This is a genomic window from Streptomyces sp. A0592, assembly GCF_004795115.1.
GTDB lineage: Bacteria > Actinomycetota > Actinomycetes > Streptomycetales > Streptomycetaceae > Streptomyces > Streptomyces erythrochromogenes.
This window is the reverse complement of record NZ_SSBM01000016.1, coordinates 152,817-174,883: the sequence shown is the minus strand read 5'-3', so window position 1 is coordinate 174,883 and position 22,067 is coordinate 152,817. Positions and strand designations below refer to the sequence as shown.

General features: G+C 71.7%; 15 protein-coding genes. 10 read left to right on the top strand and 5 right to left on the bottom strand.

The features are described 5' to 3' along the window. Nucleotides 1-83 precede the first annotated feature (83 nt). Both E6U81_RS23145 and E6U81_RS23140 read right to left on the bottom strand, forming a co-directional pair. Complete coding sequence (locus tag E6U81_RS23145) at nucleotides 84-761, bottom strand: DUF4129 domain-containing protein (RefSeq protein WP_136232008.1); 678 nt, start codon at nucleotides 759-761, stop codon at nucleotides 84-86. A 10-nt stretch (nucleotides 762-771) separates the two neighbouring features. Further along, nucleotides 772-2,022: a glycerophosphoryl diester phosphodiesterase membrane domain-containing protein gene (locus tag E6U81_RS23140; protein ID WP_136231984.1), complete on the bottom strand. Its 1,251-nt coding sequence runs from the start codon at nucleotides 2,020-2,022 to the stop codon at nucleotides 772-774. A gap of 234 nt (nucleotides 2,023-2,256) precedes the next feature. Here E6U81_RS23140 and mtrA point away from each other — a divergent pair, with 234 nt between their 5' ends. The 6 genes from mtrA (at nucleotide 2,257) to E6U81_RS23110 (ending at nucleotide 9,588) form a co-directional block, all read left to right on the top strand. After that, the gene (mtrA, locus tag E6U81_RS23135) at nucleotides 2,257-2,946 is read left to right on the top strand and encodes a two-component system response regulator MtrA (RefSeq protein ID WP_189747360.1); all 690 of its coding nucleotides are present in this window, start codon (nucleotides 2,257-2,259) and stop codon (nucleotides 2,944-2,946) included. Nucleotides 2,947-3,034: 88 nt separating this feature from the next. Beyond that, complete coding sequence (gene mtrB, locus E6U81_RS23130) at nucleotides 3,035-4,897, top strand: MtrAB system histidine kinase MtrB (RefSeq protein ID WP_136232007.1); 1,863 nt, start codon at nucleotides 3,035-3,037, stop codon at nucleotides 4,895-4,897. Next, complete coding sequence (locus tag E6U81_RS23125; protein ID WP_240803961.1) at nucleotides 4,887-6,767, top strand: LpqB family beta-propeller domain-containing protein; 1,881 nt, start codon at nucleotides 4,887-4,889, stop codon at nucleotides 6,765-6,767. The genes mtrB and E6U81_RS23125 overlap by 11 nt, the downstream gene beginning before the upstream one ends. 110 nt (nucleotides 6,768-6,877) lie before the next feature. Beyond that, nucleotides 6,878-7,618 (top strand): ComF family protein, encoded by a 741-nt coding sequence (locus E6U81_RS23120; protein WP_136231983.1) that lies wholly within the window; start codon nucleotides 6,878-6,880, stop codon nucleotides 7,616-7,618. A 213-nt stretch (nucleotides 7,619-7,831) separates the two neighbouring features. Continuing rightward, on the top strand, nucleotides 7,832-8,644 hold the full coding sequence (gene raiA / locus E6U81_RS23115; protein WP_136231982.1) for a ribosome-associated translation inhibitor RaiA: 813 nt from the start codon (nucleotides 7,832-7,834) through the stop codon (nucleotides 8,642-8,644). A gap of 191 nt (nucleotides 8,645-8,835) precedes the next feature. After that, on the top strand, nucleotides 8,836-9,588 hold the full coding sequence (locus E6U81_RS23110) for a response regulator transcription factor (protein ID WP_136231981.1): 753 nt from the start codon (nucleotides 8,836-8,838) through the stop codon (nucleotides 9,586-9,588). A gap of 18 nt (nucleotides 9,589-9,606) precedes the next feature. On the opposite strand, the gene E6U81_RS23105 is transcribed toward E6U81_RS23110, so the two are convergent. Together E6U81_RS23105 and E6U81_RS23100 are read right to left on the bottom strand one after the other, a co-directional pair. Next, on the bottom strand, nucleotides 9,607-10,842 hold the full coding sequence (locus tag E6U81_RS23105; RefSeq protein WP_136231980.1) for a crosslink repair DNA glycosylase YcaQ family protein: 1,236 nt from the start codon (nucleotides 10,840-10,842) through the stop codon (nucleotides 9,607-9,609). Between the two features lie 59 nt (nucleotides 10,843-10,901). Beyond that, a complete protein-coding gene (locus E6U81_RS23100; RefSeq protein ID WP_136231979.1) occupies nucleotides 10,902-11,477 on the bottom strand; it encodes a GNAT family N-acetyltransferase in 576 nt (191 codons plus the stop codon). A gap of 239 nt (nucleotides 11,478-11,716) precedes the next feature. On the opposite strand from E6U81_RS23100, the gene secA reads away from it, so the two are divergent. Next, a complete protein-coding gene (secA, locus tag E6U81_RS23095) occupies nucleotides 11,717-14,509 on the top strand; it encodes a preprotein translocase subunit SecA (protein WP_136231978.1) in 2,793 nt (930 codons plus the stop codon). A 273-nt stretch (nucleotides 14,510-14,782) separates the two neighbouring features. Here the strand turns inward: secA and E6U81_RS23090 are convergent, their stop codons facing one another. Continuing rightward, entirely contained in the window at nucleotides 14,783-15,232 is a 450-nt protein-coding gene (locus tag E6U81_RS23090) for an Rv3235 family protein (protein WP_240803960.1), read from the bottom strand. Nucleotides 15,233-15,545: 313 nt separating this feature from the next. Here E6U81_RS23090 and E6U81_RS23085 point away from each other — a divergent pair, with 313 nt between their 5' ends. The 3 genes from E6U81_RS23085 to E6U81_RS23075 all read left to right on the top strand — a co-directional run bounded on the left by E6U81_RS23085 (nucleotide 15,546) and on the right by E6U81_RS23075 (nucleotide 22,025). Next, entirely contained in the window at nucleotides 15,546-16,046 is a 501-nt protein-coding gene (locus tag E6U81_RS23085) for a hypothetical protein (RefSeq protein ID WP_136231977.1), read from the top strand. Continuing rightward, nucleotides 16,043-16,708: an HAD family hydrolase gene (locus E6U81_RS23080; RefSeq protein ID WP_136231976.1), complete on the top strand. Its 666-nt coding sequence runs from the start codon at nucleotides 16,043-16,045 to the stop codon at nucleotides 16,706-16,708. The genes E6U81_RS23085 and E6U81_RS23080 overlap by 4 nt, the downstream gene beginning before the upstream one ends. 367 nt (nucleotides 16,709-17,075) lie before the next feature. Further along, nucleotides 17,076-22,025, top strand: a complete 4,950-nt coding sequence (locus E6U81_RS23075) for an NAD-glutamate dehydrogenase (RefSeq protein ID WP_136231975.1) — start codon at nucleotides 17,076-17,078, stop codon at nucleotides 22,023-22,025. Nucleotides 22,026-22,067: the final 42 nt, after the last annotated feature.

The window sequence follows — 22,067 nt, the reverse complement described above, 5'->3', positions numbered from 1 at the left end:
ACCGGCGGTGTCGGACGGTACCCGCCAGGCTTCGCCGGCGTCCGAAGGGTGGTCCGGCGTGCTTCCGGTTCCGTGCTGGCCGGTCATGCGGTGGGTCCCGTCAGGAGCGGCTTGGCGCGGTCCAGGGTGAGGTCGAGGGTGCGCAGGCGGGCGTAGGCGTCGGCGTCGGCGGTGCGGCCGCCGTAGGTGACGTCGTCGAAGGTGCGGGCGGCGGCGCGGAGGTCGGCGGCGTGGTCGGGCAGGGAGACCGCGGCTTCGGCGGCGGCCTCGTCGGCGGTGCGGCCCGGGCGCGGGTCCAGCAGGGTGCGCTCCTCCAGGGAGCGGACCAGGGCGCGCATGCGTTCCTGGACGGCTTCCGTCCAGCGGCCGGCGGCGGCGTGGGCCTCGGCGGCGGTGCGGTGGTCGGCCGCGCTGCGGATGCCGTCGTCGAAGAGGGTGCCGGCGGTGGCGGCCGCGCGGCGGGGGGCGCCCAGGCGCCACCACAGGGCGGCGACGGCGAGGACGACCAGGAGGACGATGGCGACCAGGCCCGCGGTGCCCCCGGGGGTCGCCCCGGAGGCGGCGCCGAACAGGTCGTCGAGCCAGTCGAAGAACGCGCGCAGGGCGCGGTCCACCAGGCTCGGGTCGTTCTCGTGGTACATCGGCTTGGACAGTTCGCGCTCCGCCGCCTCCTGGGCGGGCGCGCGCGGTGTCGTCACCGGTGGTGTCTCCGCGGTCGGCAGGAGTGCCGCGGTGCGGGTGATGAGGCCCCCCGTGCTCATCATCGGTGGGTCAGCCTCCGGTCGTGCCGTAGTTCTCGATACCGGCCGCCCGGGCGAGCTCCAGGTCGAGGCCCTCGCGGCGGATGCGCTGGTCGACGTAGAGGAGGACGGTGACGCCGGACTGGATGGGCATGATGATCGTCTGGGCGATGATCAGGCCGATGCCGGAGAAGATCAGCGGTCCCCACGCGGTCTGGGCGCTGCCGTCCTCCAGGGCGTCCATGCCGCCGCCGACGGCGAAGATGCCGACCATCTGGAACGGTGCCACGACCATCAGCGCGACCATGAAGGCGATCAGGCTGGTGAGGAGCGTGATGCCGAAGATGCGCCACCAGGAGCCGCCGACGAGCTTCCAGGAGCGCGCGAACGCCTTGATGACGGTGCTCTTCTCCAGCATCAGGGCGGGGGAGGCCAGGCTGAACCTGATCCCGAGCCAGATGATGAGCGGCAGCCAGGCGACGAAGCCGACGACGGCCAGGCCGATGTTGCCCGCGAGGGCTCCCGGCAGGACCAGGACGGCGCCGAGCAGGATGATGCCGAGGGCCAGCAGCAGGGTCAGGCCGATCAGGCGCAGCAGCTGGGGGCGGGCGTCGCGCCAGGCGGCGGAGACCGAGGAGTGCTGTCCCAGGATGGCCCGGCTGAAGATCATCGTGAGCATCGCGGTGACCACGATCGTCCCGAGGATCTGGATGAACTGGTTCACCACGGATACGGCGAGGGAGCTGCCGAGGGTGTCGATCGCCTCTTCGGCGGTCATGTCCTCGGTCGAGCTCAGCGGCAGGTCGCTCAGCATGAACTTCTGCACGAGGACGCTGATGACCTGGATGACCGTGGCCACGACCAGGGTGATGGGCACGACCGAGCGCCAGTGCGTGCGCATGGTGGCGACCGAGCCGTCGAGGATCTCGCCGAGGCCCAGCGGGCGCAGCGGGATCACTCCGGGCTTGGCGGCGGCGGGGGGCTGGCCCCACTGGCCCGGGCCGCCCGGGTAGGCCTGCCGGCCGCCGTACGGGGTGCCGGGCTGCGCTCCCCAGCCGCCGGCGGGCTGCGCCGGGGGTTGGGGGGTGTCGGCGGGGGGTGTGGCGCCGGGGCTCGACCACTGGCCGGGCGGCGGCTGCTCGGCGGACCACTTGGGGTCGCCGGTGGGCCGTGCGGGCTGCTGCGCGCCGCCGTCGCTGTCGGGCCGGTCGGCGGGGGTTCCCTGCCGATCGCCGTCGGACGGAGAGGATCCGGGCGTAGCCCAGCCCGGAGAGTCGTTCATCGTCGCTCCTTCACATCCACCTGCTGCGGCGGGGGCGCTGGTCGCTGCCATCGTGCCACGTGAGGACCCCGAACGGACCAGCCGTCCCCCCGGTTGCCCGGCAGCCCTTACCTTCAATTGTCGCCCGGATCCGGGTCAGACCGGTCGAGCGGATGTCCACGCAGGTCCGAGGGGCGATTTCCAGCCCTTTTGGCTGTGGGACAGCTCACCGCCTTGTCACGATTGGCTAATGGGATGATGTCAACCATGAAGGGACGCGTCCTCGTCGTCGACGACGACACCGCGCTGGCCGAGATGCTCGGCATTGTGCTGCGGGGAGAAGGTTTTGAGCCGTCGTTCGTAGCGGACGGTGACAAGGCGCTGGCCGCCTTCCGGGAGGCGAAGCCCGATCTGGTCCTGCTGGACCTCATGCTGCCCGGACGGGACGGCATAGAGGTGTGCAGGCTGATCAGGGCCGAGTCCGGCGTGCCGATCGTCATGCTCACCGCCAAGAGCGACACGGTGGACGTGGTCGTGGGCCTGGAGTCCGGGGCCGACGACTACATCGTCAAGCCGTTCAAGCCGAAGGAGCTGGTGGCACGTATCCGAGCCCGTCTGCGCCGGTCGGAGGAGCCCGCGCCCGAGCAGCTGGCCATCGGTGACCTGGTCATCGACGTGGCCGGGCACTCGGTCAAGCGCGACGGGGCCTCGATCGCCCTGACCCCGCTCGAGTTCGACCTGCTGGTCGCGCTCGCGCGCAAGCCCTGGCAGGTGTTCACCCGCGAGGTGCTGCTGGAGCAGGTCTGGGGCTACCGGCACGCGGCGGACACCCGCCTGGTCAACGTGCATGTGCAGCGTCTGCGCTCGAAGGTCGAGAAGGACCCGGAGCGCCCCGAGATCGTCGTGACGGTGCGCGGTGTCGGCTACAAGGCCGGACCCAGCTGACGTGCAGTCCGGCACCTCGGGCAGGGTCCGGGGCGGTTCCCGCCTGTGGACCGGCAGGCTGCTCCGGGACGGGGCGCCCGCCGGCAGGGTGCTGCGGCTGTTCGTACGTCTCGTACGACGGCCGCTGCTTCCGGCTGTCCGGCTGTGGCGCCGCAACATCCAGCTGCGGGTGGTCGCGGCCACCCTGCTGATCTCGCTGTCCGTGGTCCTGGCCCTGGGCTTCGTCGTCATCGCGCAGGTCAGCAAGGGTCTCCTCGACGCGAAGGAGGAGGCCGCGCAGAGCCAGGCCGCGGGCGGATTCGCGGTGGCGCAGGAGAAGGCCAACACCCCCGCGACGGTGGACGGGCCCGACGTGACCGACAACAAGGTCGGCCGTGACGCCAGTACGTGGATGAACTCCCTGGTCAAGCAGCTGGCCAGTGGTGGGCAGACCGCCTTCGAGGTGGCCGCGCTCGGTGCCGGCACCGGGGAGCAGCCCCAGCCCGGTGCGCAGGGCGTCCGGGGTGCCCGCGCCTCCGGGAACGTGGATCCGACGGCCAGTGTGCCGATCAGTCTGCGGCGGGCCGTCAACCACGCCACCGGCACGTTCAAGACCTTCTCGGAGATCCGCTACACCAGCGGGGCCGACAAGAAGGCGCCCGAGCCGGCGCTGGTCGTCGGCAAGCGGCTGACCGACATCAACGGGGATCCGTACGACCTGTACTACCTCTTCCCGCTCACGCAGGAGGAGGAGTCCCTCAATCTGATCAAGGTCACCATCGTGACCGCGGGGCTGTTCGTCGTCGTCCTGCTCTGCGGTATCGCCTGGCTCGTCGTACGCCAGGTGGTGACCCCGGTCCGGATGGCCGCCGGGATCGCCGAGCGGCTCTCGGCCGGGCGGCTCCAGGAGCGGATGAAGGTCACCGGCGAGGACGACATCGCGCGTCTCGGCGAGGCCTTCAACAAGATGGCGCAGAACCTTCAGAGCAAGATCCAGCAGCTGGAGGAGCTGTCGCGGATGCAGCGCCGGTTCGTCTCGGACGTCAGCCACGAGCTGCGGACCCCGCTGACGACGGTGCGGATGGCCGCCGACGTCATCCACGACGCCCGCGTCGACTTCGACCCGGTGACCGCGCGCTCCGCCGAGCTGCTCGCCGGGCAGCTCGACCGTTTCGAGTCGCTCCTCGCCGACCTGCTGGAGATCAGCCGCTTCGACGCCGGGGCGGCGGCCCTGGAAGCCGAGCCGATCGACCTGCGCGAGGTGGTGCGCCGCGTCATCGACGGGGCCGAGCCGCTCGCGGAGCACAAGGGCACCCGGATCCGCGTCCTCGGCGACTCCCAGCCGGTGATCGCCGAGGCGGACTCGCGGCGCGTCGAGCGGGTGCTGCGCAACCTTGTCGTCAACGCCGTGGAGCACGGCGAGGGACGGGACGTGGTGGTCCGGCTGGCGTCCGCGGGCGGGGCCGTGGCCGTCGCCGTACGGGACTACGGCGTCGGGCTCAAGCCCGGCGAGGCGACCCGCGTCTTCAACCGTTTCTGGCGGGCCGACCCGGCGCGGGCGCGCACGACCGGCGGGACCGGCCTGGGCCTGTCCATCGCCGTCGAGGACGCCCGGCTGCACGGCGGCTGGCTCCAGGCCTGGGGCGAGCCGGGCGGCGGTTCGCAGTTCCGGCTGACGCTGCCGCGCACGGCGGACGAGCCGCTGCGGGGCTCGCCCATCCCGCTGGAGCCCGAGGACTCCCGGGCGAACCGGGCCAGGGCCGCCGCGGACGCCGCGGCCGCGGCCTCCGGCACCGGGGCGGAGCGCCCGGCGGCCGAGGCCGGGGACCGCTCGCCGATACCTCCGCGCCCGCCCGTCGCCGGGGCGCAGTCGGTGCCCGCCGACCCGACCGCCCTGCCGGGGAACGGAGCCCGGGTCGTGGCCCGCCCCGCCGAGCAGGCACAACAGGAGGACCGAGCCGATGGACGGTGAGCCCGTGGACGCGCGGTGGGGGAGCGCACGGGTGGAGGGCCGGCGCCTGCGCACGGTGCGGGCGTACGCCTTCGGAACGGCTGGGCTGCTCCTGGCGGGCTGCGCCTCGATGCCCAGCAGCGGTGAGATCCGCGCGGTGCAGGCCTCGCAGGGCGTGGACTCGCAGGTGCGGGTGTTCGGCGTGCCGCCTGCGGACAAGGCCTCCCCGGCGGAGATCGTCGACGGTTTCCTGGAGGCGATGACCAGCGACGACCCGCAGCTGGAGACCGCCCGCAAGTACCTCACGCCGGCCGCAGCGAAGTCCTGGAAGCCGAGCTCCGCCGTCACCGTGCTCTCCTCCGGCCTCAACCGGGTCGCGGTCCGGGGCGAGAAGGACCCCGAGGGGCCCCGCTGGAAGGTGACCGGCAAGAAGCTCGCGACCGTCGACGAGCACAGCGCGTACCAGCCGCAGACCGGGGCGAAGGAGTACGAGGAGCAGCTCCAGCTCGTCCAGGACGAGGACAAGCAGTGGCGCATCTCGACGCCGCCGAGCGGCCTCGTGCTCAGCGAGTCCGACTTCCAGCGCATCTACATGCCGGTGAACAAGTACTACTTCGCGGGCAACACGCTCGTCGCCGACCCGGTCTACGTGCGCCAGCGCACCGACCCCGATTCGCGGATGGACCCGACCACGCAGACGGTGCAGTCACTGCTCGCCGGGCCGTCCCGGTGGCTCGCGCCGGTCGTGGAGTCCAGCTTCCCCACCGGTACGGAACTGCGCACGGGCACCAAGTCCCTTTCGTACGACGGCCAGAACACGCTGCGCGTGCCGCTGAACGACAAGGTGGGCAACGTCGCGCAGCCGCAGTGCAAGAAGATGGCCACCCAACTCCTGTACACGGTCAAGGACCTGACGGGCTCTCGGCTCGACCAGGTCGAACTGCTGCGCTCCAGTGACGACAAGACGTCGTCGCTGTGTTCGGTGACCTCGGTGAGCGCGGACGCGATCGCCAACCGGCCCAAGATTCCCGAGTTCCAGTACTTCGTGGACAACGAGAAGCGGCTGGTCCGGATGAAGCTCGACGTGAGCAGCGAGGACCAGCAGACCCGTACCGAGCCGGTGCCGGGGCCGCTGGCGACCGTTCCGGTGTTCAAGGTCAGCTCGGCGGCGGTCTCGCACGACGAGCGGCGCGCGGCCGTGGTCTCGGAGGACGGGCACGGGCTGTACATCGTGTCGCTGGTCGGGGGCGGTCCGATGCCGGCGCAGGTGCCGATCGGCAGGGGCGGCAAGGCGGAGACGCTGACGGCGCCGAGCTGGGACGCCTCGGGCGACCTGTGGGTGGCCGACCGGGATCCGCAGCACCCGGGGCTGTGGCGGGTGCCGGGCGGGACCGGAACGCCCGAGAGGGTGCAGGTGGCGGGGCTGGACGGCCAGCGGATCGCCTCGCTGAAGGTGTCCGCCGACGGCGCGCGGATCGCGCTGCTGCTGGAGAAGGACGCCACCAGCAAGATCCTTTACATCGGGCGGATCGAGCGGCCCGACGCGAAGGGCGACGTCTCCGCGGTGTCGGTGCGCGAGCTGCGTCCCGCGGCGCCGCAGATGGAGAACGTGACGACGATGAGCTGGGCCCCGCGGGGCCGGCTGCTCGTGGTGGGCCGCGAGAAGGGCGGGGTGCAGCAGGCCCGCTACATGCTGGCGGACGGCTCGATGGTCGCGGCGAGCCTGCCGGGGGCCACGGGGCTGGCCGAGGTCGCGGTCGCGGCCGCGGAGGACGAGTCGAAGCCGAAGCCCGTGGTGGCGTTCTCGGAGGACGGGATCGTCTGGCTGCCGCCGGGGGCGCAGTGGCGCACGGTGGTCGAGGGCGGCCGCTCCCCGGTGTACCCGGGCTGAGGTACGGCAGCCCGCGGGTCCGCGCGGGCCGGGCCGGGCCGCGGCGGTCCGGGGCCGGGCGGTCGTCCACAGGGGTGGCGGCCCGGGGGCCGGGCCGCGAGGGTGGTGCCATGCGGGGGTGGTGGCAGGAGCTTGCCGGGCTGGTCCTGCCGGTGGACTGCGCCGGGTGCGGTGCCGTCCGCGTGCTGGTGTGCGCCGACTGCAGGGGCGCGCTCAGCGGGGCCGAGGCGGGGCTGGTGCGGCCGTCTCCGGCTCCCGAGGGGCTGCCGGTGGTACAGGCTGCCGCCGCCTACGAGGGAGCCGTACGCGCCGTTCTGCTGGCCCACAAGGAGCGCGGGGCGCTCCCGCTGGCCGGGGTGCTGGGCGCCGCGCTGGCGGCGGCCGTCCTGGCGGGCGGGACGGTGCCCGGGCCGGGCGAGGTGGCGCTGGTGCCGGTCCCGTCGGCGCGGCGGCAGGTGCGGGCGCGCGGGCACGATCCGGCGCGCAGGATCGCCCTGGCCGCGGCGGGGCGGCTGCGGCGGGCCGGGGTTCCCGCGCGCGTGGCGCCCGTACTCGGGCTGCGGCGGGCGGTGGCGGACCAGGCGGGCCTGCGGGCCCGGGAGCGCCGGGAGAACCTCGCCGGGGCGCTGGCGGTGCGCCGGGGCGGGGCCCGGCTGACGGGCGGCGCGCGGATCGTACTGGTGGACGACGTGGTCACCACCGGGGCGACGCTGGCCGAGGCGGCCCGGGCGGTGCGCGCGGCGGGTCTGGTGGAGGGACCGGCGGCGGGGCCGGGAGCCGCGCTGCGGGCAGCCGTGGTCGCCGCGCCGGCCGACTCCTTCGCGCGAGGTCCCCGGACTGCGGCGCGGTGACCTGCAACGTCTCGGGGAGGAAAATCCCGTGAATACATTTGGAACTGGAGGGGAAGGCCCATCGTTGCAGGTAGTACGAGGGAACGGCCACTGGACTGGAAGTACGTGCCAGTAGCGGGTGCCGACAACCGTCATACAGGGATATGTTCGGTTGTAAGGAACTCAGGAGGCTGTTCTCTCGACTCCGAAGTCGGTGGGGTGTAGATCTTGCCGATGGGGGAGGAGGAGGTGAAAGTCGCCAAGTCCGAGGCTCCGGCCTTCACCGGAGTCTGGTGCGAAAGGGAGACGCTTCGCCCCGTCGGGCGGAGCTATCCGGGAACGGAGTTCTGCGTGGACATCGTCGTCAAGGGCCGCAAGACCGAGGTGCCCGAGCGGTTCCGCAAGCACGTGGCCGAGAAGCTGAATCCGGAGCGGATCCAGAAGCTCGACGCCAAGGTGATCAGCTTGGACGTCGAGGTGTCCAAGGAGCACAACCCGCGTCAGGCCGACCGTTCCGACCGCGTGGAGATCACCCTGCGTTCGCGGGGCCCGGTGATCCGGGCCGAGGCCGCCGCGGCCGACGCGTACGCGGCGCTGGACCTCGCTCAGGACAAGCTGGAGGCCCGGCTGCGCAAGCAGCACGACAAGCGCTACACCCGCCGTGGCAACGGCCGGCTCTCGGCGGCAGAGGTCGCCGACGTCGTGCCGGGTGTCGCGTCGCTCAACGGCAGTGGCCAGGTGGTCACCGAGGAGAAGACGGACGGGGTTCCGATCACCCGGATCGGATCCATCGAAGTGCAGGGCGAAGGCCCGCTCATCGTCCGCGAGAAGACCCACTCCGCCGCGCCCATGTCGCTCGACCAGGCTCTGTACGAGATGGAGCTGGTCGGCCACGACTTCTATCTGTTCGTCGACTCCGAGACGAAGCTGCCCAGTGTCGTCTACCGGCGTCACGCCTATGACTACGGCGTCATCCACGTGAACCCCGACGGGGCCTCCAGCTCGGAGGAGCCGCCCGGCGGCGCGGGTGGCGCGCTCGGCGGCTGAGCAGACCGTTCGCTGCCCCCGCGGGACGCTCCGGCGCCTCCGCGGGGGCACCTGCATGGCGGGTATGCGCCAGGAGGTCCGCCGGCATCCCCCGCGCCGTGGTGCGGGCATGGAATCATGGCGGGCAGTCAACCGGCTGCGGAACGTGTCCGGTTGGCTCGGCAGCTCAGCACCATGCAGGGGGAGGGACGATGGCGGACAGCTTCGGTCCGGTACGCGCGGGCGACGGCGCGGCCTGCCGCGGGGCGGACCCGTCGGAGGAAACCGACGGTGCGTCGGCCGGGGAGCCCATCCGGGTCCTCGTGGTCGACGACCACGCGCTCTTCCGGCGGGGACTGGAGATCGTCCTCGCCCAGGAGGAGGACATCCAGGTCGTGGGCGAGGCCGGGGACGGCGCGGAGGCGGTCGACAAGGCGGCGGACCTGCTGCCGGACATCGTGCTGATGGACGTGCGGATGCCCCGGCGCGGCGGCATCGAGGCGTGTACCTCGATCAAGGAGGTGGCCCCCTCCGCGAAGATCATCATGCTGACGATCAGCGACGAGGAGGCGGACCTCTACGACGCGATCAAGGCGGGCGCGACCGGCTACCTCCTGAAGGAGATCTCCACGGACGAGGTGGCCACGGCGATCCGGGCGGTGGCCGACGGCCAGTCGCAGATCAGCCCTTCGATGGCGTCGAAGCTCCTCACCGAGTTCAAGTCGATGATCCAGCGGACCGACGAGCGGCGGCTGGTACCGGCGCCGCGGCTGACGGACCGGGAGCTGGAGGTCCTCAAGCTGGTGGCCACCGGCATGAACAACCGCGACATCGCGAAGGAGTTGTTCATCTCGGAGAACACCGTGAAGAACCACGTCCGCAACATCCTGGAGAAGCTCCAGCTGCACTCCAGGATGGAGGCCGTGGTCTACGCGATGCGGGAGAAGATCCTGGAGATCCGCTAGTGCTGTGACCGGAAGGGTTCACCTTCCGGTCACAGCACCAGCTCCTGCCGCCGGCCGGCAGCGGGCCGGCCAGGTGCCGCCCAGTGCCGCCAGTTCGGCCGTCACCGCGGCGGCCTCGGCGGCGTTCTGGGCGCGCTCGACGCGGACCGCGTCGCAGCCGACCCACTCCGCCGCCTCCCGCAGGGCCCGCGCCATCGGGGCGGCGGCCGCGGGAGAGGTCAGGGAGAGCTGACGGGCGACCAGCGTGCGGCCCTCGCGGGCCGGGTCGACGCGGCCCTGGAGCCGGCCGCCCGCCAGCAGCGGCATCGCGAAGTACCCGTGTATCCGCTTGGGCTTGGGGACGTACGCCTCCAGGCGGTGCGTGAAGCCGAAGATCCGCTCCGTCCGCGGACGGTCCCAGACCAGGGAGTCGAAGGGGGACAGCAGTGTCGTGCGGTGGCGGCCCCGCGGAGCCGTCGCGAGGGCCGACGGGTCCGCCCAGGCCGGCTTGGACCAGCCCTCCACCTCGACCGGGACCAGCCCGGAGTCCGCGACGACCGCGTCGAACTGCTCCCCCTTGAGCCGGTGGTAGTCCGCGATGTCGGCGCGGGTGCCGACGCCGAGGGACCGGCCGGCCAGGGCGACCAGGCGGCGCAGGCACTCCCGGTCGTCCAGGTCGTCGTGGAGCAGCGCGTCGGGCACGGCCCGCTCGGGCAGGTCGTAGACCCGCTTCCAGCCGCGGCGCTCGCTGCACACCACCTCGCCGGTGTCGAGCAGCCACTCCACCGCGATCTTGGTCTCGGACCACTCGAACCACTCGCCGCCGTTCTTGGCGCCGCCCAGCTCGGTGGAGGTCAGCGGGCCGTCCGCCTTCAGCCGGTCCAGGACCGCCCGCGTCGACTGCTGCTTGTCCTCCAGGATGTGCCAGCGGTGGCCGCGCGCCCGGTTGGCACGGCGGCGGAAGGCGAAATGCGGCCATTCCTCGATGGGCAGGATGCAGGCCGCGTGCGACCAGTACTCGAAGGCGTGCCCATCGCTCCAGTAGGCCTTCTCCACGGCGTCCCGGCCGACCGCGCCGAGCCGCGCGTACGGGATCAGCTCGTGCGAGCGGGCCAGCACCGAGATGGTGTCGAGCTGGACGGCGCCCAGGTGGCGCAGGACCCCGCGGACCCCGCCGCGCCGGTCGGGGGCTCCGAGGAAGCCCTGCGCGCGCAGGGCGATCCGGCGGGCCTCGTCGGCGGACAGGGACACGGTCGGCGGCGGCAGGCTGGTCATGCGCCGAAGCCTAGGGCGTGCCACTGACAGCAGGACGGGACAGGACGGGACGTGGGCGGTCAGGCCGTGGGCGAGGGCAGGTACGGCAGGCGCGAGGGCAGGTCCAGGTCGGAGGGGAGCAGGCCGCCGACGTGGCAGTCGCGCATGGTGCCGTGGTGGGAGATCCCGGCGCGCAGGATCCCCTCCAGCCGGAAGCCGGCCTTCTCGGCGACGGCCCGGGAGGCCGCGTTGCCGAGCTCCGCCCGCCACTCCAGGCGTCCGGCCCCGAGCTCGGCGAAGGCCCAGCGGGCGGCGGCGCCCACGGCCTCGGTGACGTAGCCCCGGCCCCGGTGCTCCTTCACCGCCCAGAAGCCGACCTCGAACACGGACTCGCCGCGCGGGTGCACGCCCAGGGCCGCCACCAGCGGGCCCTGGGCGCCGAGCCGGACCGCGAAGCTGTACGCGGTGTCCTCGCGCCAGCCGGCCGGCACCGTCTCCTCCACCCAGGTGTCCGCGTGCGCGCGCCCGTAGGGGGAGGGGACCTCGTTCCAGCGCTGGATCTCCGGGTCCTGGCAGGCGGCGTACACCTCGGGGGCGTCCCCGGTGGCGAAGGGTCTGAGGACGAGGCGCTCGGTGGTCAGCGTGGTGGGCTCCATGCGCGGATTCTGCTGCCGCCGCGGGCCCGGGGCGAACACTTTTCGGGAATCCACGCGGGGGATGCGGCACCTTCGGTGTCCCCCGTACGTTCTCAATCCGGGCACCCGCGCCCTCGTGGGAACGGCGGACCTCCCGACGCGGCCGCGTCCTCGCTTACGATGGCCGTTGCGGTGGGGCCCACCTGCCGTGCCCGTGTACGTACAGTGCCCAGGCCCGACCGGCAAGGAGACCAGCCTCAGTGTCCGTCTTCAACAAGCTCATGCGTGCAGGCGAAGGCAAGATCCTGCGCAAACTGCACCGCATCGCGGACCAGGTCAACTCCATCGAAGAGGACTTCGTCAACCTCTCCGACGCCGAGTTGCGGGCGCTCACGGACGAGTACAAGCAGCGCTTCCAGGACGGTGAGAGCCTGGACGACCTGCTGCCCGAGGCCTTCGCGACGGTGCGCGAGGCGGCCAAGCGCGTCCTCGGCCAGCGCCACTACGACGTCCAGATCATGGGTGGCGCGGCGCTGCACCTCGGCTACGTCGCCGAGATGAAGACCGGTGAGGGCAAGACCCTCGTCGGTACCCTGCCCGCGTACCTGAACGCGCTGTCCGGCAAGGGCGTCCACCTGATCACGGTGAACGACTACCTGGCCGAGCGCGACTCCGAGATGATGGGCCGCGTCCACAAGTTCCTGGGCCTGTCCATCGGCTGCATCCTGGCGAACATGTCGCCGGCGCAGCGTCGTGAGCAGTACGGCTGCGACATCACCTACGGCACGAACAACGAGTTCGGCTTCGACTACCTGCGCGACAACATGGCGTGGTCCCAGGACGAGCTGGTCCAGCGCGGCCACAACTTCGCCGTGGTCGACGAGGTCGACTCGATCCTCGTCGACGAGGCCCGCACCCCGCTGATCATCTCCGGTCCCGCGGACCAGGCCACGAAGTGGTACGCGGACTTCGCCAAGCTCGTCACCCGCCTGACCAAGGGCGAGGCAGGCCAGCCGCTCAAGGGCATCGAGGAGACCGGCGACTACGAGGTCGACGAGAAGAAGCGCACCGTCGGCATCCACGAGGCCGGTGTCGCCAAGGTCGAGGACTGGCTCGGCATCGAGAACCTCTACGAGTCGGTGAACACCCCGCTCGTCGGCTACCTGAACAACGCCATCAAGGCGAAGGAACTGTTCAAGAAGGACAAGGACTACGTCGTCATCGACGGCGAAGTCATGATCGTCGACGAGCACACCGGCCGTATCCTCGCCGGCCGCCGCTACAACGAGGGCATGCACCAGGCGATCGAGGCGAAGGAAGGGGTGGACATCAAGGACGAGAACCAGACCCTCGCCACGATCACCCTGCAGAACTTCTTCCGCCTGTACTCGAAGCTGTCGGGCATGACCGGTACGGCCATGACCGAGGCCGCCGAGTTCCACCAGATCTACAAGCTCGGCGTCGTCCCGATCCCGACCAACCGCGACATGGTCCGCAAGGACCAGCCCGACCTGATCTACCGGACCGAGGTCGCGAAGTTCGCCGCCGTCGTCGATGACATCGCGGAGAAGCACGAGACGGGCCAGCCGATCCTCGTCGGCACGACGTCGGTCGAGAAGTCCGAGTACCTCTCGCAGCAGCTCTCCAAGCGCGGCATCCCGCACGAGGTGCTCAACGCCAAGCAGCACGACCGTGAGGCGACCATCGTCGCCCAGGCCGGCCGCCGCGGCGCGGTCACCGTCGCCACCAACATGGCCGGCCGCGGTACCGACATCAAGCTCGGCGGCAACCCGGACGACCTCGCCGAGGCGGAGCTGCGCCAGCGCGGCCTGGACCCCGAGGAGCACATCGAGGAGTGGGCGCACGCCCTGCCCGAGGCGCTCACCCGGGCCGAGGCGGCCGTGAAGGCGGAGTTCGAGGAGGTCAAGGGCCTCGGCGGGCTGTACGTGCTGGGCACCGAGCGTCACGAGTCGCGCCGTATCGACAACCAGCTGCGCGGCCGCTCCGGCCGTCAGGGAGACCCGGGCGAGTCCCGCTTCTACCTGTCGCTCGGTGACGACCTGATGCGCCTGTTCAAGGCGCAGATGGTCGAGCGCGTCATGGCGATGGCGAACGTGCCGGACGACGTGCCGATCGAGAACAAGATGGTGACGCGGGCGATCGCGTCGGCCCAGTCGCAGGTCGAGACCCAGAACTTCGAGACGCGCAAGAACGTCCTGAAGTACGACGAGGTCCTCAACAACCAGCGCGAGGTCATCTACGGCGAGCGCCGCCGCGTCCTGGAGGGCGAGGACCTCCAGGAGCAGGTGCGCCACATGATGGACGACACGATCGACGCGTACATCGCGGCCGAGACGGTCGAGGGCTTCGCCGAGGAGTGGGACCTGGAGCGGCTGTGGAACGCCTTCCGGCAGCTCTACCCGGTGAAGGTCACCATCGAGGAGCTGGAGGACGCCGCGGGCGACCGTGCGGGCATCACCGCCGAATTCATCGCGGAGTCCGTCAAGGACGACATCCACGAGCAGTACGAGGCCCGCGAGAAGGCCCTCGGCTCCGAGATCATGCGCGAGCTGGAGCGGCGCGTGGTCCTGTCGGTGCTGGACCGCAAGTGGCGTGAGCACCTGTACGAGATGGACTACCTGCAGGAGGGCATCGGCCTGCGGGCGATGGCCCAGAAGGACCCGCTGGTCGAGTACCAGCGCGAGGGCTTCGACATGTTCAACGCCATGCAGGACGGCATCAAGGAGGAGTCCGTCGGCTACCTGTTCAACCTGGAGGTCCAGGTCGAGCAGCAGGTCGAGGAGCTTCCGGTGCAGGACGCCGCGCCGTCGCTGACGAAGGAGCCGGCGGCAGCGGCCGCCCGTCCGGAGATCCGGGCGAAGGGGCTGGACGCGCCGCAGCGTCCGGACCGGCTGCACTTCTCCGCGCCGACGGTCGACGGTGAGGGCGGCGTGATCGAGGGCGACTTCGACAGCGACGCGGGCGACGGGATGACGCGGGCCGAGCGCCGCAAGGCGCAGAAGGCCGCGGGCGGGCGCCGCCGCAAGAAGTAGCCCGCTGCAGGGTCGATCGGTCGGCCGGGGCCGGACACCGTCGGGTGTCCGGCCCCGGCCGTTTCGCTCCCGCCGCCCGGCTCCCGCCGCCCGGCTCCCGCCGCCCGGCTCCCGCCGCCCGGCTCCCGCCGCCCGGCTCCCGCCGCCCGGCTCCCGCCGCCCGGCTCCCGCCGGGGTGGCGGTCCGGTGCCGGGGGCCGGTGCGGCGCCCTTGCGGGGGCTCCGCCCCGAACCCCGCGCCTCGAACGCCGCCGGGGCGGGGCCGGGGAGGGGCTCATGGGCGCGGGCCCTGGATCTCCACCGCCGCGCAGCGCCAGCGGAGGTCCGGGCCCTGTTCCAGGCGGAAGGCCATGGCCGTGACGCGGTCGCCGGTGGAGATGCGGGCGAAGGCCTCGATGACGCCCGGGCCGGGGATGAAGCGGCCGCACTGGCGCACGACGGGTGACAGGCGTGTGCGCAGAGCCTGCTCGGCGGGCGCGAGGTTCACCAGCTGCTGGTAGGCCGGGCCGATGGTGTGGCCGAGGAGCGAGTGGACCGGGCGCCGGCCGCTGACCACGGCGAGGAGGCGTTCGGCGAACCAGTGGTGTGGACCGAGGCGCAGGGCGCCCGAGGGGCCCGCGGGGCGGCGCTGGTCGCGGCGTCCGGCCGGGCGGGTCCCGGAGCGGCCGGCGGGCCGGCGGCGGCCGCCGTTGCTGCCGATCGTGCCGCGCGTCGTGGTGTCCATCGCGATCTGCCCCCGAACAGGCCGGGCCCGGAGCGGTACCGGGCGGTAACTTGATGGGGACCTTCTACGGTCGGCGAACACGCTCCGCAACCACCGGCCGGCCCCGGACCGCAGCCGGCCCGGTTCACCTATCCGAGTGCGCGCACCGCCGCCGCGGGGGCGGGACGGCCCGGGGCAGGGGCCGCGGGTGGACGGGCGCCCATCGGGCCGCGGCACCCCGATGGGGGACGGCGGCCGTCACCCTGCCGGACCCCGGCCGACCACCTCCGAGTCGTATCCTGGGGGCGTTTCCGACTACCGAAAGCAGCCGGCCATGCGCGTGTACGTCCCCCTGACCCTCCCCGGGCTCGCCGAGGTGCACCAGGCGGGTGAGCTGGGCCCCGCCCCGCTGATGGCGTACGCCGTCACCCCCGGCCTGCGCGAGTGGTACGTCTCGGACGACATCGAGGAGCTGGAGTACGCGGCCCTGGGCCGGGCCGCGGCCGCCTCGCTGCGGATGCTCGCCGCCGACCCCGGCGCGCCCCGGCGGCGCGTCGTCGTAGCCCTCGACGTGGACGACAAGGCCGCCACCGCCGTCCCCGGGGCCGACGAGGCCGCCATCGGCCGGGTGAGCCTCGGCGCCGCCGTGCGCCTGACCGTGGCCGCCGCCGTGCACGTGGACGCCGACGACGCCGACGAGGACGTGGCCGCTGCCGCGCTGGCCCTCACCACCGCCGACGCCGGGGACGAGGACGCGCAGGTCACCGTCGACGGAGCCGACGACCACGAGCTGCTGTGGTTCGGCGTCCAGGAGATCCCGGGGCTGCTGAAATGACGCACACGAACCACATCGTCTGGGACTGGAACGGCACGCTGCTCCACGACATCGACGCCGTCATGGCCGCGACGAACGCCTCCTTCGCCGAGCTCGGCTTCGAGCCGATCACGCTGGAGACGTACCGCGAGCTGTATGTCGTACCGGTGCCGAAGTTCTACGAGCGCCTCATGGGGCGGCTGCCCACCGAGGCGGAGTGGCTCGTCATGGACGAGACCTTCCACCGCCACTACTGGGCCGCCGCCGCGGACGCCGGGCTCGCCGAGGGCGCCCGGGACCTGCTCCGGGAGTGGCAGCTCGGCGGGCTCACCCAGTCCCTGCTGTCCCTCGCACCCCACGACAGGCTCGTCCCCCTCGTGCGCGACCACGGCATCGACGTGCACTTCCTGCGCGTCGACGGGCGGACCGGCCCCTCCCACACCTCCAAGGCGGGACATCTCGTACGCCACATGGAGGCCCTGCACACGACGGGGGTGACCGCCGACCGTACGGTCCTCATCGGAGACGCCGTGGACGACGCACTCGCGGCCGCGCACGTCGGCGCCCGCGCCGTGCTCTACACGGGCGGTTCGCACAGCCGCCGCAGTCTGGAATCAGCCGGAGTGCCGGTCGTGGACACCCTGGCGGAGGCCGTTCTGACAGCTCGCGAGCTGGCCGAATAGCGACTGGACAGGCCGCTGCACGGACGGCCTGCCGCGTCGCTGGCCAGAGTGTCAAAGTTCCACCCCAAGATTTGTACAGATGCAGCGAATGACGACCTGGGGGTAGGTCGGGATAGCCTTGTACCCGTGATCAGCGCGATATCCATCGGGGGCACTGGAGCCTCCGGCCTGCGCCCGGCGCACGACAGTGCCCGGGCCATCGCTGATCCCCGCCACCGGGACCTTCGGCCGATCTTGGCTCATTCCCTCCCGGTCGGCTCTCTCGACGGCATAGCGTCGATCCCGAACGGATACCCCGCCTCGCGGCGCTATGTCATTCCTTCCTTCACCTACGTCACGCAATGGCGCGCGACAGGAGCCAGAGGACATGCAGACCAAGCTGGACGAAGCAAAGGCCGAGCTGCTCGCACGGGCGGCCCGGGTAGCTGAGCACAGCCCGGCCGGGGGGCTACTTCCGACTGGGTCCGAGCAGGGAGAGCGTCCGGACCGGGACGCGGTCCTCTCCTACCTCCAGCGCTACTACCTGCACACGGCGCCCGAGGACCTCACGGACCGGGACCCGGTCGACGTGTTCGGAGCCGCGCTCTCCCACTACCGACTGGCCGAGAACCGGCCGCAGGGCACCGCGAACGTACGCGTGCACACCCCCACGGTGGAGGAGAACGGCTGGACCTCCAGCCACTCCGTCGTCGAGGTCGTCACCGACGACATGCCCTTCCTCGTGGACTCCGTGACGAACGAGCTGTCCCGCCAGGGCCGCGGCATCCACGTCGTGATCCACCCGCAGGTCGTCGTCCGCCGTGACATCACCGGCAAGCTGATCGAGATCCTCGGTCCCGACTGCGACGCGCACGGCCCCCGCACCGAGCGCCCCCACGACTCCCTCGTCGAGTCCTGGATCCACGTCGAGATCGACCGCGAGACCGACCGCGCCGACCTCAAGCAGATCACCGTCGACCTGCAGCGCGTCCTGTCCGACGTGCGCGAGTCCGTCGAGGACTGGGAGAAGATGCGCGAGGCAGCGCTGCGCATCGCCGACGCCCTGCCCGACGAGCCCACCGCCCCGGACCTGCGCGAGTACGAGCTCGAAGAGGCCCGTGAGCTGCTGCGCTGGCTCGCCGACGACCACTTCACCTTCCTCGGCTACCGCGAGTACAACCTCGTCGACGGCGACTCCCTGGCCGCCGTGCCCGGCACCGGCCTCGGCATCCTGCGCTCCGACCCGCACCACAGCGGCAAGGAGGACGGCCACCCGGTCTCGCCGTCCTTCAACCGGCTGCCGGCCGACGCCCGCGCCAAGGCCCGCGAGCACCGCCTGCTGGTGCTGACCAAGGCCAACAGCCGCTCCACCGTGCACCGCCCCTCGTACCTCGACTACGTGGGCGTCAAGAAGTTCGACGCCGACGGCAACGTCGTCGGCGAGCGCCGCTTCCTCGGCCTGTTCTCCTCCGCCGCGTACACCGAGTCCGTGCGCCGCGTGCCGGTCATCCGCCGCAAGGTCGCCGAGGTCCTGGAGCGGGCCGGCTTCTCGCCCGCCAGCCACGACGGCCGCGACCTGACGCAGATCCTGGAGACCTACCCGCGCGACGAGCTGTTCCAGACCCCGGTCGACCAGCTCCAGTCCATCGTCACCTCCGTCCTCTACCTCCAGGAACGCCGCCGGCTGCGGCTGTACCTGCGCCAGGACGAATACGGGCGCTACTACTCGGCGCTGGTCTACCTGCCGCGCGACCGCTTCACCACCGGTGTGCGGCTGCGCCTGATGGACATCCTGCGCGAGGAGCTCGGCGGCACCAGCGTCGACTTCACCGCCTGGAACACCGAGTCGATCCTCTCCCGCATCCACTTCGTCATCCGTGTCCCGCAGGGCACCGAGCTGCCCGTGCTGACCGACGGCGACGTCGAGCGCATCGAGGGCCGCCTCGTCGAGGCCGCCCGCTCCTGGGCCGACGGCTTCGACCAGGCGCTCAACGCCGAGCTCGGCGAGGAGCGCGCCGCGGAGCTGCTGCGCCACTACGGCAGCGCCTTCTCCGAGGGCTACAAGGCCGACCACTCGCCGCGCGCCGCCGTCGCCGACCTCGTGCACCTGGAGAGGCTGCGCGGCAGCGACAAGGACTTCGCGCTGTCGCTGTACGAGCCCGTCGGCGCCGGCCCCGGCGAACGCCGCTTCAAGATCTACCGCGCCGGTGAGCAGGTCTCCCTGTCCGCAGTCCTGCCGGTCCTCCAGCGCCTCGGCGTCGAGGTCACCGACGAGCGCCCGTACGAGCTGCGCTGCGCAGACCGCACGAACGCGTGGATCTACGACTTCGGTCTGCGGCTCTCGGCGGGCGACCTCGGCGACGACGCCCGCGAGCGCTTCCAGGACGCCTTCGCGGCGGTCTGGAACGGTCAGGCCGAGAACGACAACTTCAACACCCTCGTGCTGAGCGCCGGTCTGACCTGGCGCCAGGCCGTCGTCCTGCGCGCGTACGCCAAGTACATGCGCCAGGCCGGCTCCACCTTCAGCCAGGACTACATGGAGGACACCCTCCGCAACAACGTCCACACCACCCGGCTGCTGGTCTCGCTCTTCGAGGCCCGGATGTCGCCCGTCCGCCAGGCCGCCGGCAGCGAGCTCGTGGACGCCATGCTGGAGGAGCTCGACGGGGCCCTGGACCAGGTCGCCTCGCTCGACGAGGACCGCATCCTGCGGGCCTTCCTCACGCTCATCAAGGCGACCCTGCGCACGAACTTCTTCCAGCTCGACTCCCACGGCGAGCAGCACGCCTACGTGTCGATGAAGTTCGACCCGCAGGCCATCCCGGACCTGCCGGCGCCGCGTCCGGCGTTCGAGATCTGGGTGTACTCCCCGCGCGTCGAGGGCGTCCACCTGCGCTTCGGCAAGGTCGCCCGAGGCGGCCTGCGCTGGTCCGACCGCCGCGAGGACTTCCGTACGGAGATCCTCGGCCTGGTCAAGGCGCAGATGGTCAAGAACACCGTCATCGTGCCGGTCGGCGCCAAGGGCGGCTTCGTCGCCAAGAACCTCCCCGACCCGTCGGTGGACCGCGACGCCTGGCTCGCCGAGGGCATCGCCTCGTACAAGATCTTCATCTCGGCGCTGCTCGACATCACCGACAACATGGTCGCCGGCGAGGTCGTGCCGCCGCGCAGTGTGGTCCGCCACGACGAGGACGACACCTACCTCGTCGTCGCCGCCGACAAGGGCACCGCGACCTTCTCCGACATCGCCAACGGCGTGGCGGAGGCCTACGGCTTCTGGCTCGGCGACGCCTTCGCCTCCGGCGGCTCGGCCGGCTACGACCACAAGGGCATGGGCATCACCGCCCGCGGCGCGTGGGAGTCCGTCAAGCGGCACTTCCGCGAGCTCGGCCACGACACCCAGACCCAGGACTTCACCGTCGTCGGCGTCGGCGACATGTCCGGTGACGTCTTCGGCAACGGCATGCTGCTCTCCGAGCACATCCGCCTGGTGGCCGCCTTCGACCACCGCCACATCTTCATCGACCCGACTCCGGACGCGGCGACCTCGTACGCCGAGCGCCGGCGCCTGTTCGAGCTGCCGCGTTCCTCGTGGGCGGACTACGACACCTCGCTCATCTCGGCGGGCGGCGGCATCCACCCGCGTTCGGCGAAGGCCGTCCCGGTCACCGCGCAGATGCGCGCGGCCCTCGGCATCGAGGCCGGCGTCACCAAGATGACCCCGGCCGAGCTCATGCAGTCGATCCTCAAGGCCCCCGTGGACCTGGTGTGGAACGGCGGCATCGGCACCTACGTCAAGGCGACCTCCGAGACGCACGCCGACGTCGGCGACAAGGCCAACGACGCCATCCGCGTCAACGGCTCCGACGTGCGGGCGCAGGTCATCGGCGAGGGCGGCAACCTGGGCCTGACCCAGCTCGGCCGGATCGAGTTCGCCCGCAGCGGCGCCGGCGGCGAGGGCGGCAAGGTCAACACCGATGCCATCGACAACAGCGCGGGCGTGGACACCTCCGACCACGAGGTGAACATCAAGATCCTGCTCAACGCGGTCGTCGCCGACGGCGACATGACCGTCAAGCAGCGCAACAAGCTGCTCGCGCAGATGACCGACGAGGTCGGCCACCTGGTGCTGCGCAACAACTACGCGCAGAACACCGCGCTGGCCAACGGCTCCGCCCAGGCGCCCAGCCTGCTCCACGCCCAGCAGCGCTTCATGCGCCGCCTGGAGGGCGCCGGACTGCTCAACCGCGAGCTGGAGTTCCTGCCCACCGACCGGCAGATCCGCGAGCTGCTGAACAACGGCAAGGGCCTGACCCAGCCGGAGCTGGCCGTACTGTTCGCGTACACCAAGATCACGACGGCGGACGAGCTCATCGTCACCGAGCTGCCGGACGACCCGTACCTGCGCCGCCTGCTCTTCGCGTACTTCCCGGCGGCCCTGGGAGACAAGTTCTCCGAGCAGATCGACGCGCACGCGCTGCGCCGCGAGATCATCACGACGATCCTGGTCAACGACACCGTCAACACCGGTGGCTCGACCTTCCTGCACCGCCTGCGGGAGGAGACCGGCGCCTCCACGGAGGAGATCGTCCGGGCGCAGCTCGCGGCCCGCGAGATCTTCGGCCTGGCCGACGTGTGGGACGCGGTCGAGGCGCTCGACAACAAGGTGGCCGCGGACGTCCTGACCCGGGTGCGCCTGCACTCGCGGCGCCTGGTCGAGCGCGGTACCCGCTGGCTGCTCAACAACCGGCCTCAGCCGCTCCAGATCACCGAGACCATCGCCTTCTTCGGGGAGCGGGTGGCCCAGGTGTGGGCGGAGCTGCCGAAGCTGGTGCGCGGCGCGGACCTGGAGTGGTACCAGCTGGTCATGGACGAGCTGACCGGCGAGGGCGTGCCGGAGGAGCTGGCGGCGAAGGTCGCCGGGTTCTCCTCGGCCTTCCCGACGCTGGACATCGTCGCGATCGCGGACCGGACGGGCGTGGACCCGCTGGGTGTCGCCGAGGTGTACTACGACCTCGCCGACCGCCTGGACATCACGCAGCTGATGGACCGGATCATCGAGCTGCCGCGGGCCGACCGCTGGCAGTCCATGGCCCGCGCGTCCATCCGCGAGGACCTGTTCGCGGCGCACGCGGCCCTGACCGCGGACGTGCTGTCGGTGGGCAACGGCGCCTCCACTCCCGAGGAGCGCTTCCAGGCGTGGGAGGAGAAGAACGCGGCGATCATCGGGCGGGCCCGGACGACCCTGGAGGAGATCCGGGGCTCGGACGACTTCGACCTGGCGAACCTGTCGGTGGCGATGCGGACGATGCGGTCGCTGCTGCGCGCGCACAGCTGATCGTCTCGGCACAGCCGAACGGGCCGGGCCCGGGACCGAAAG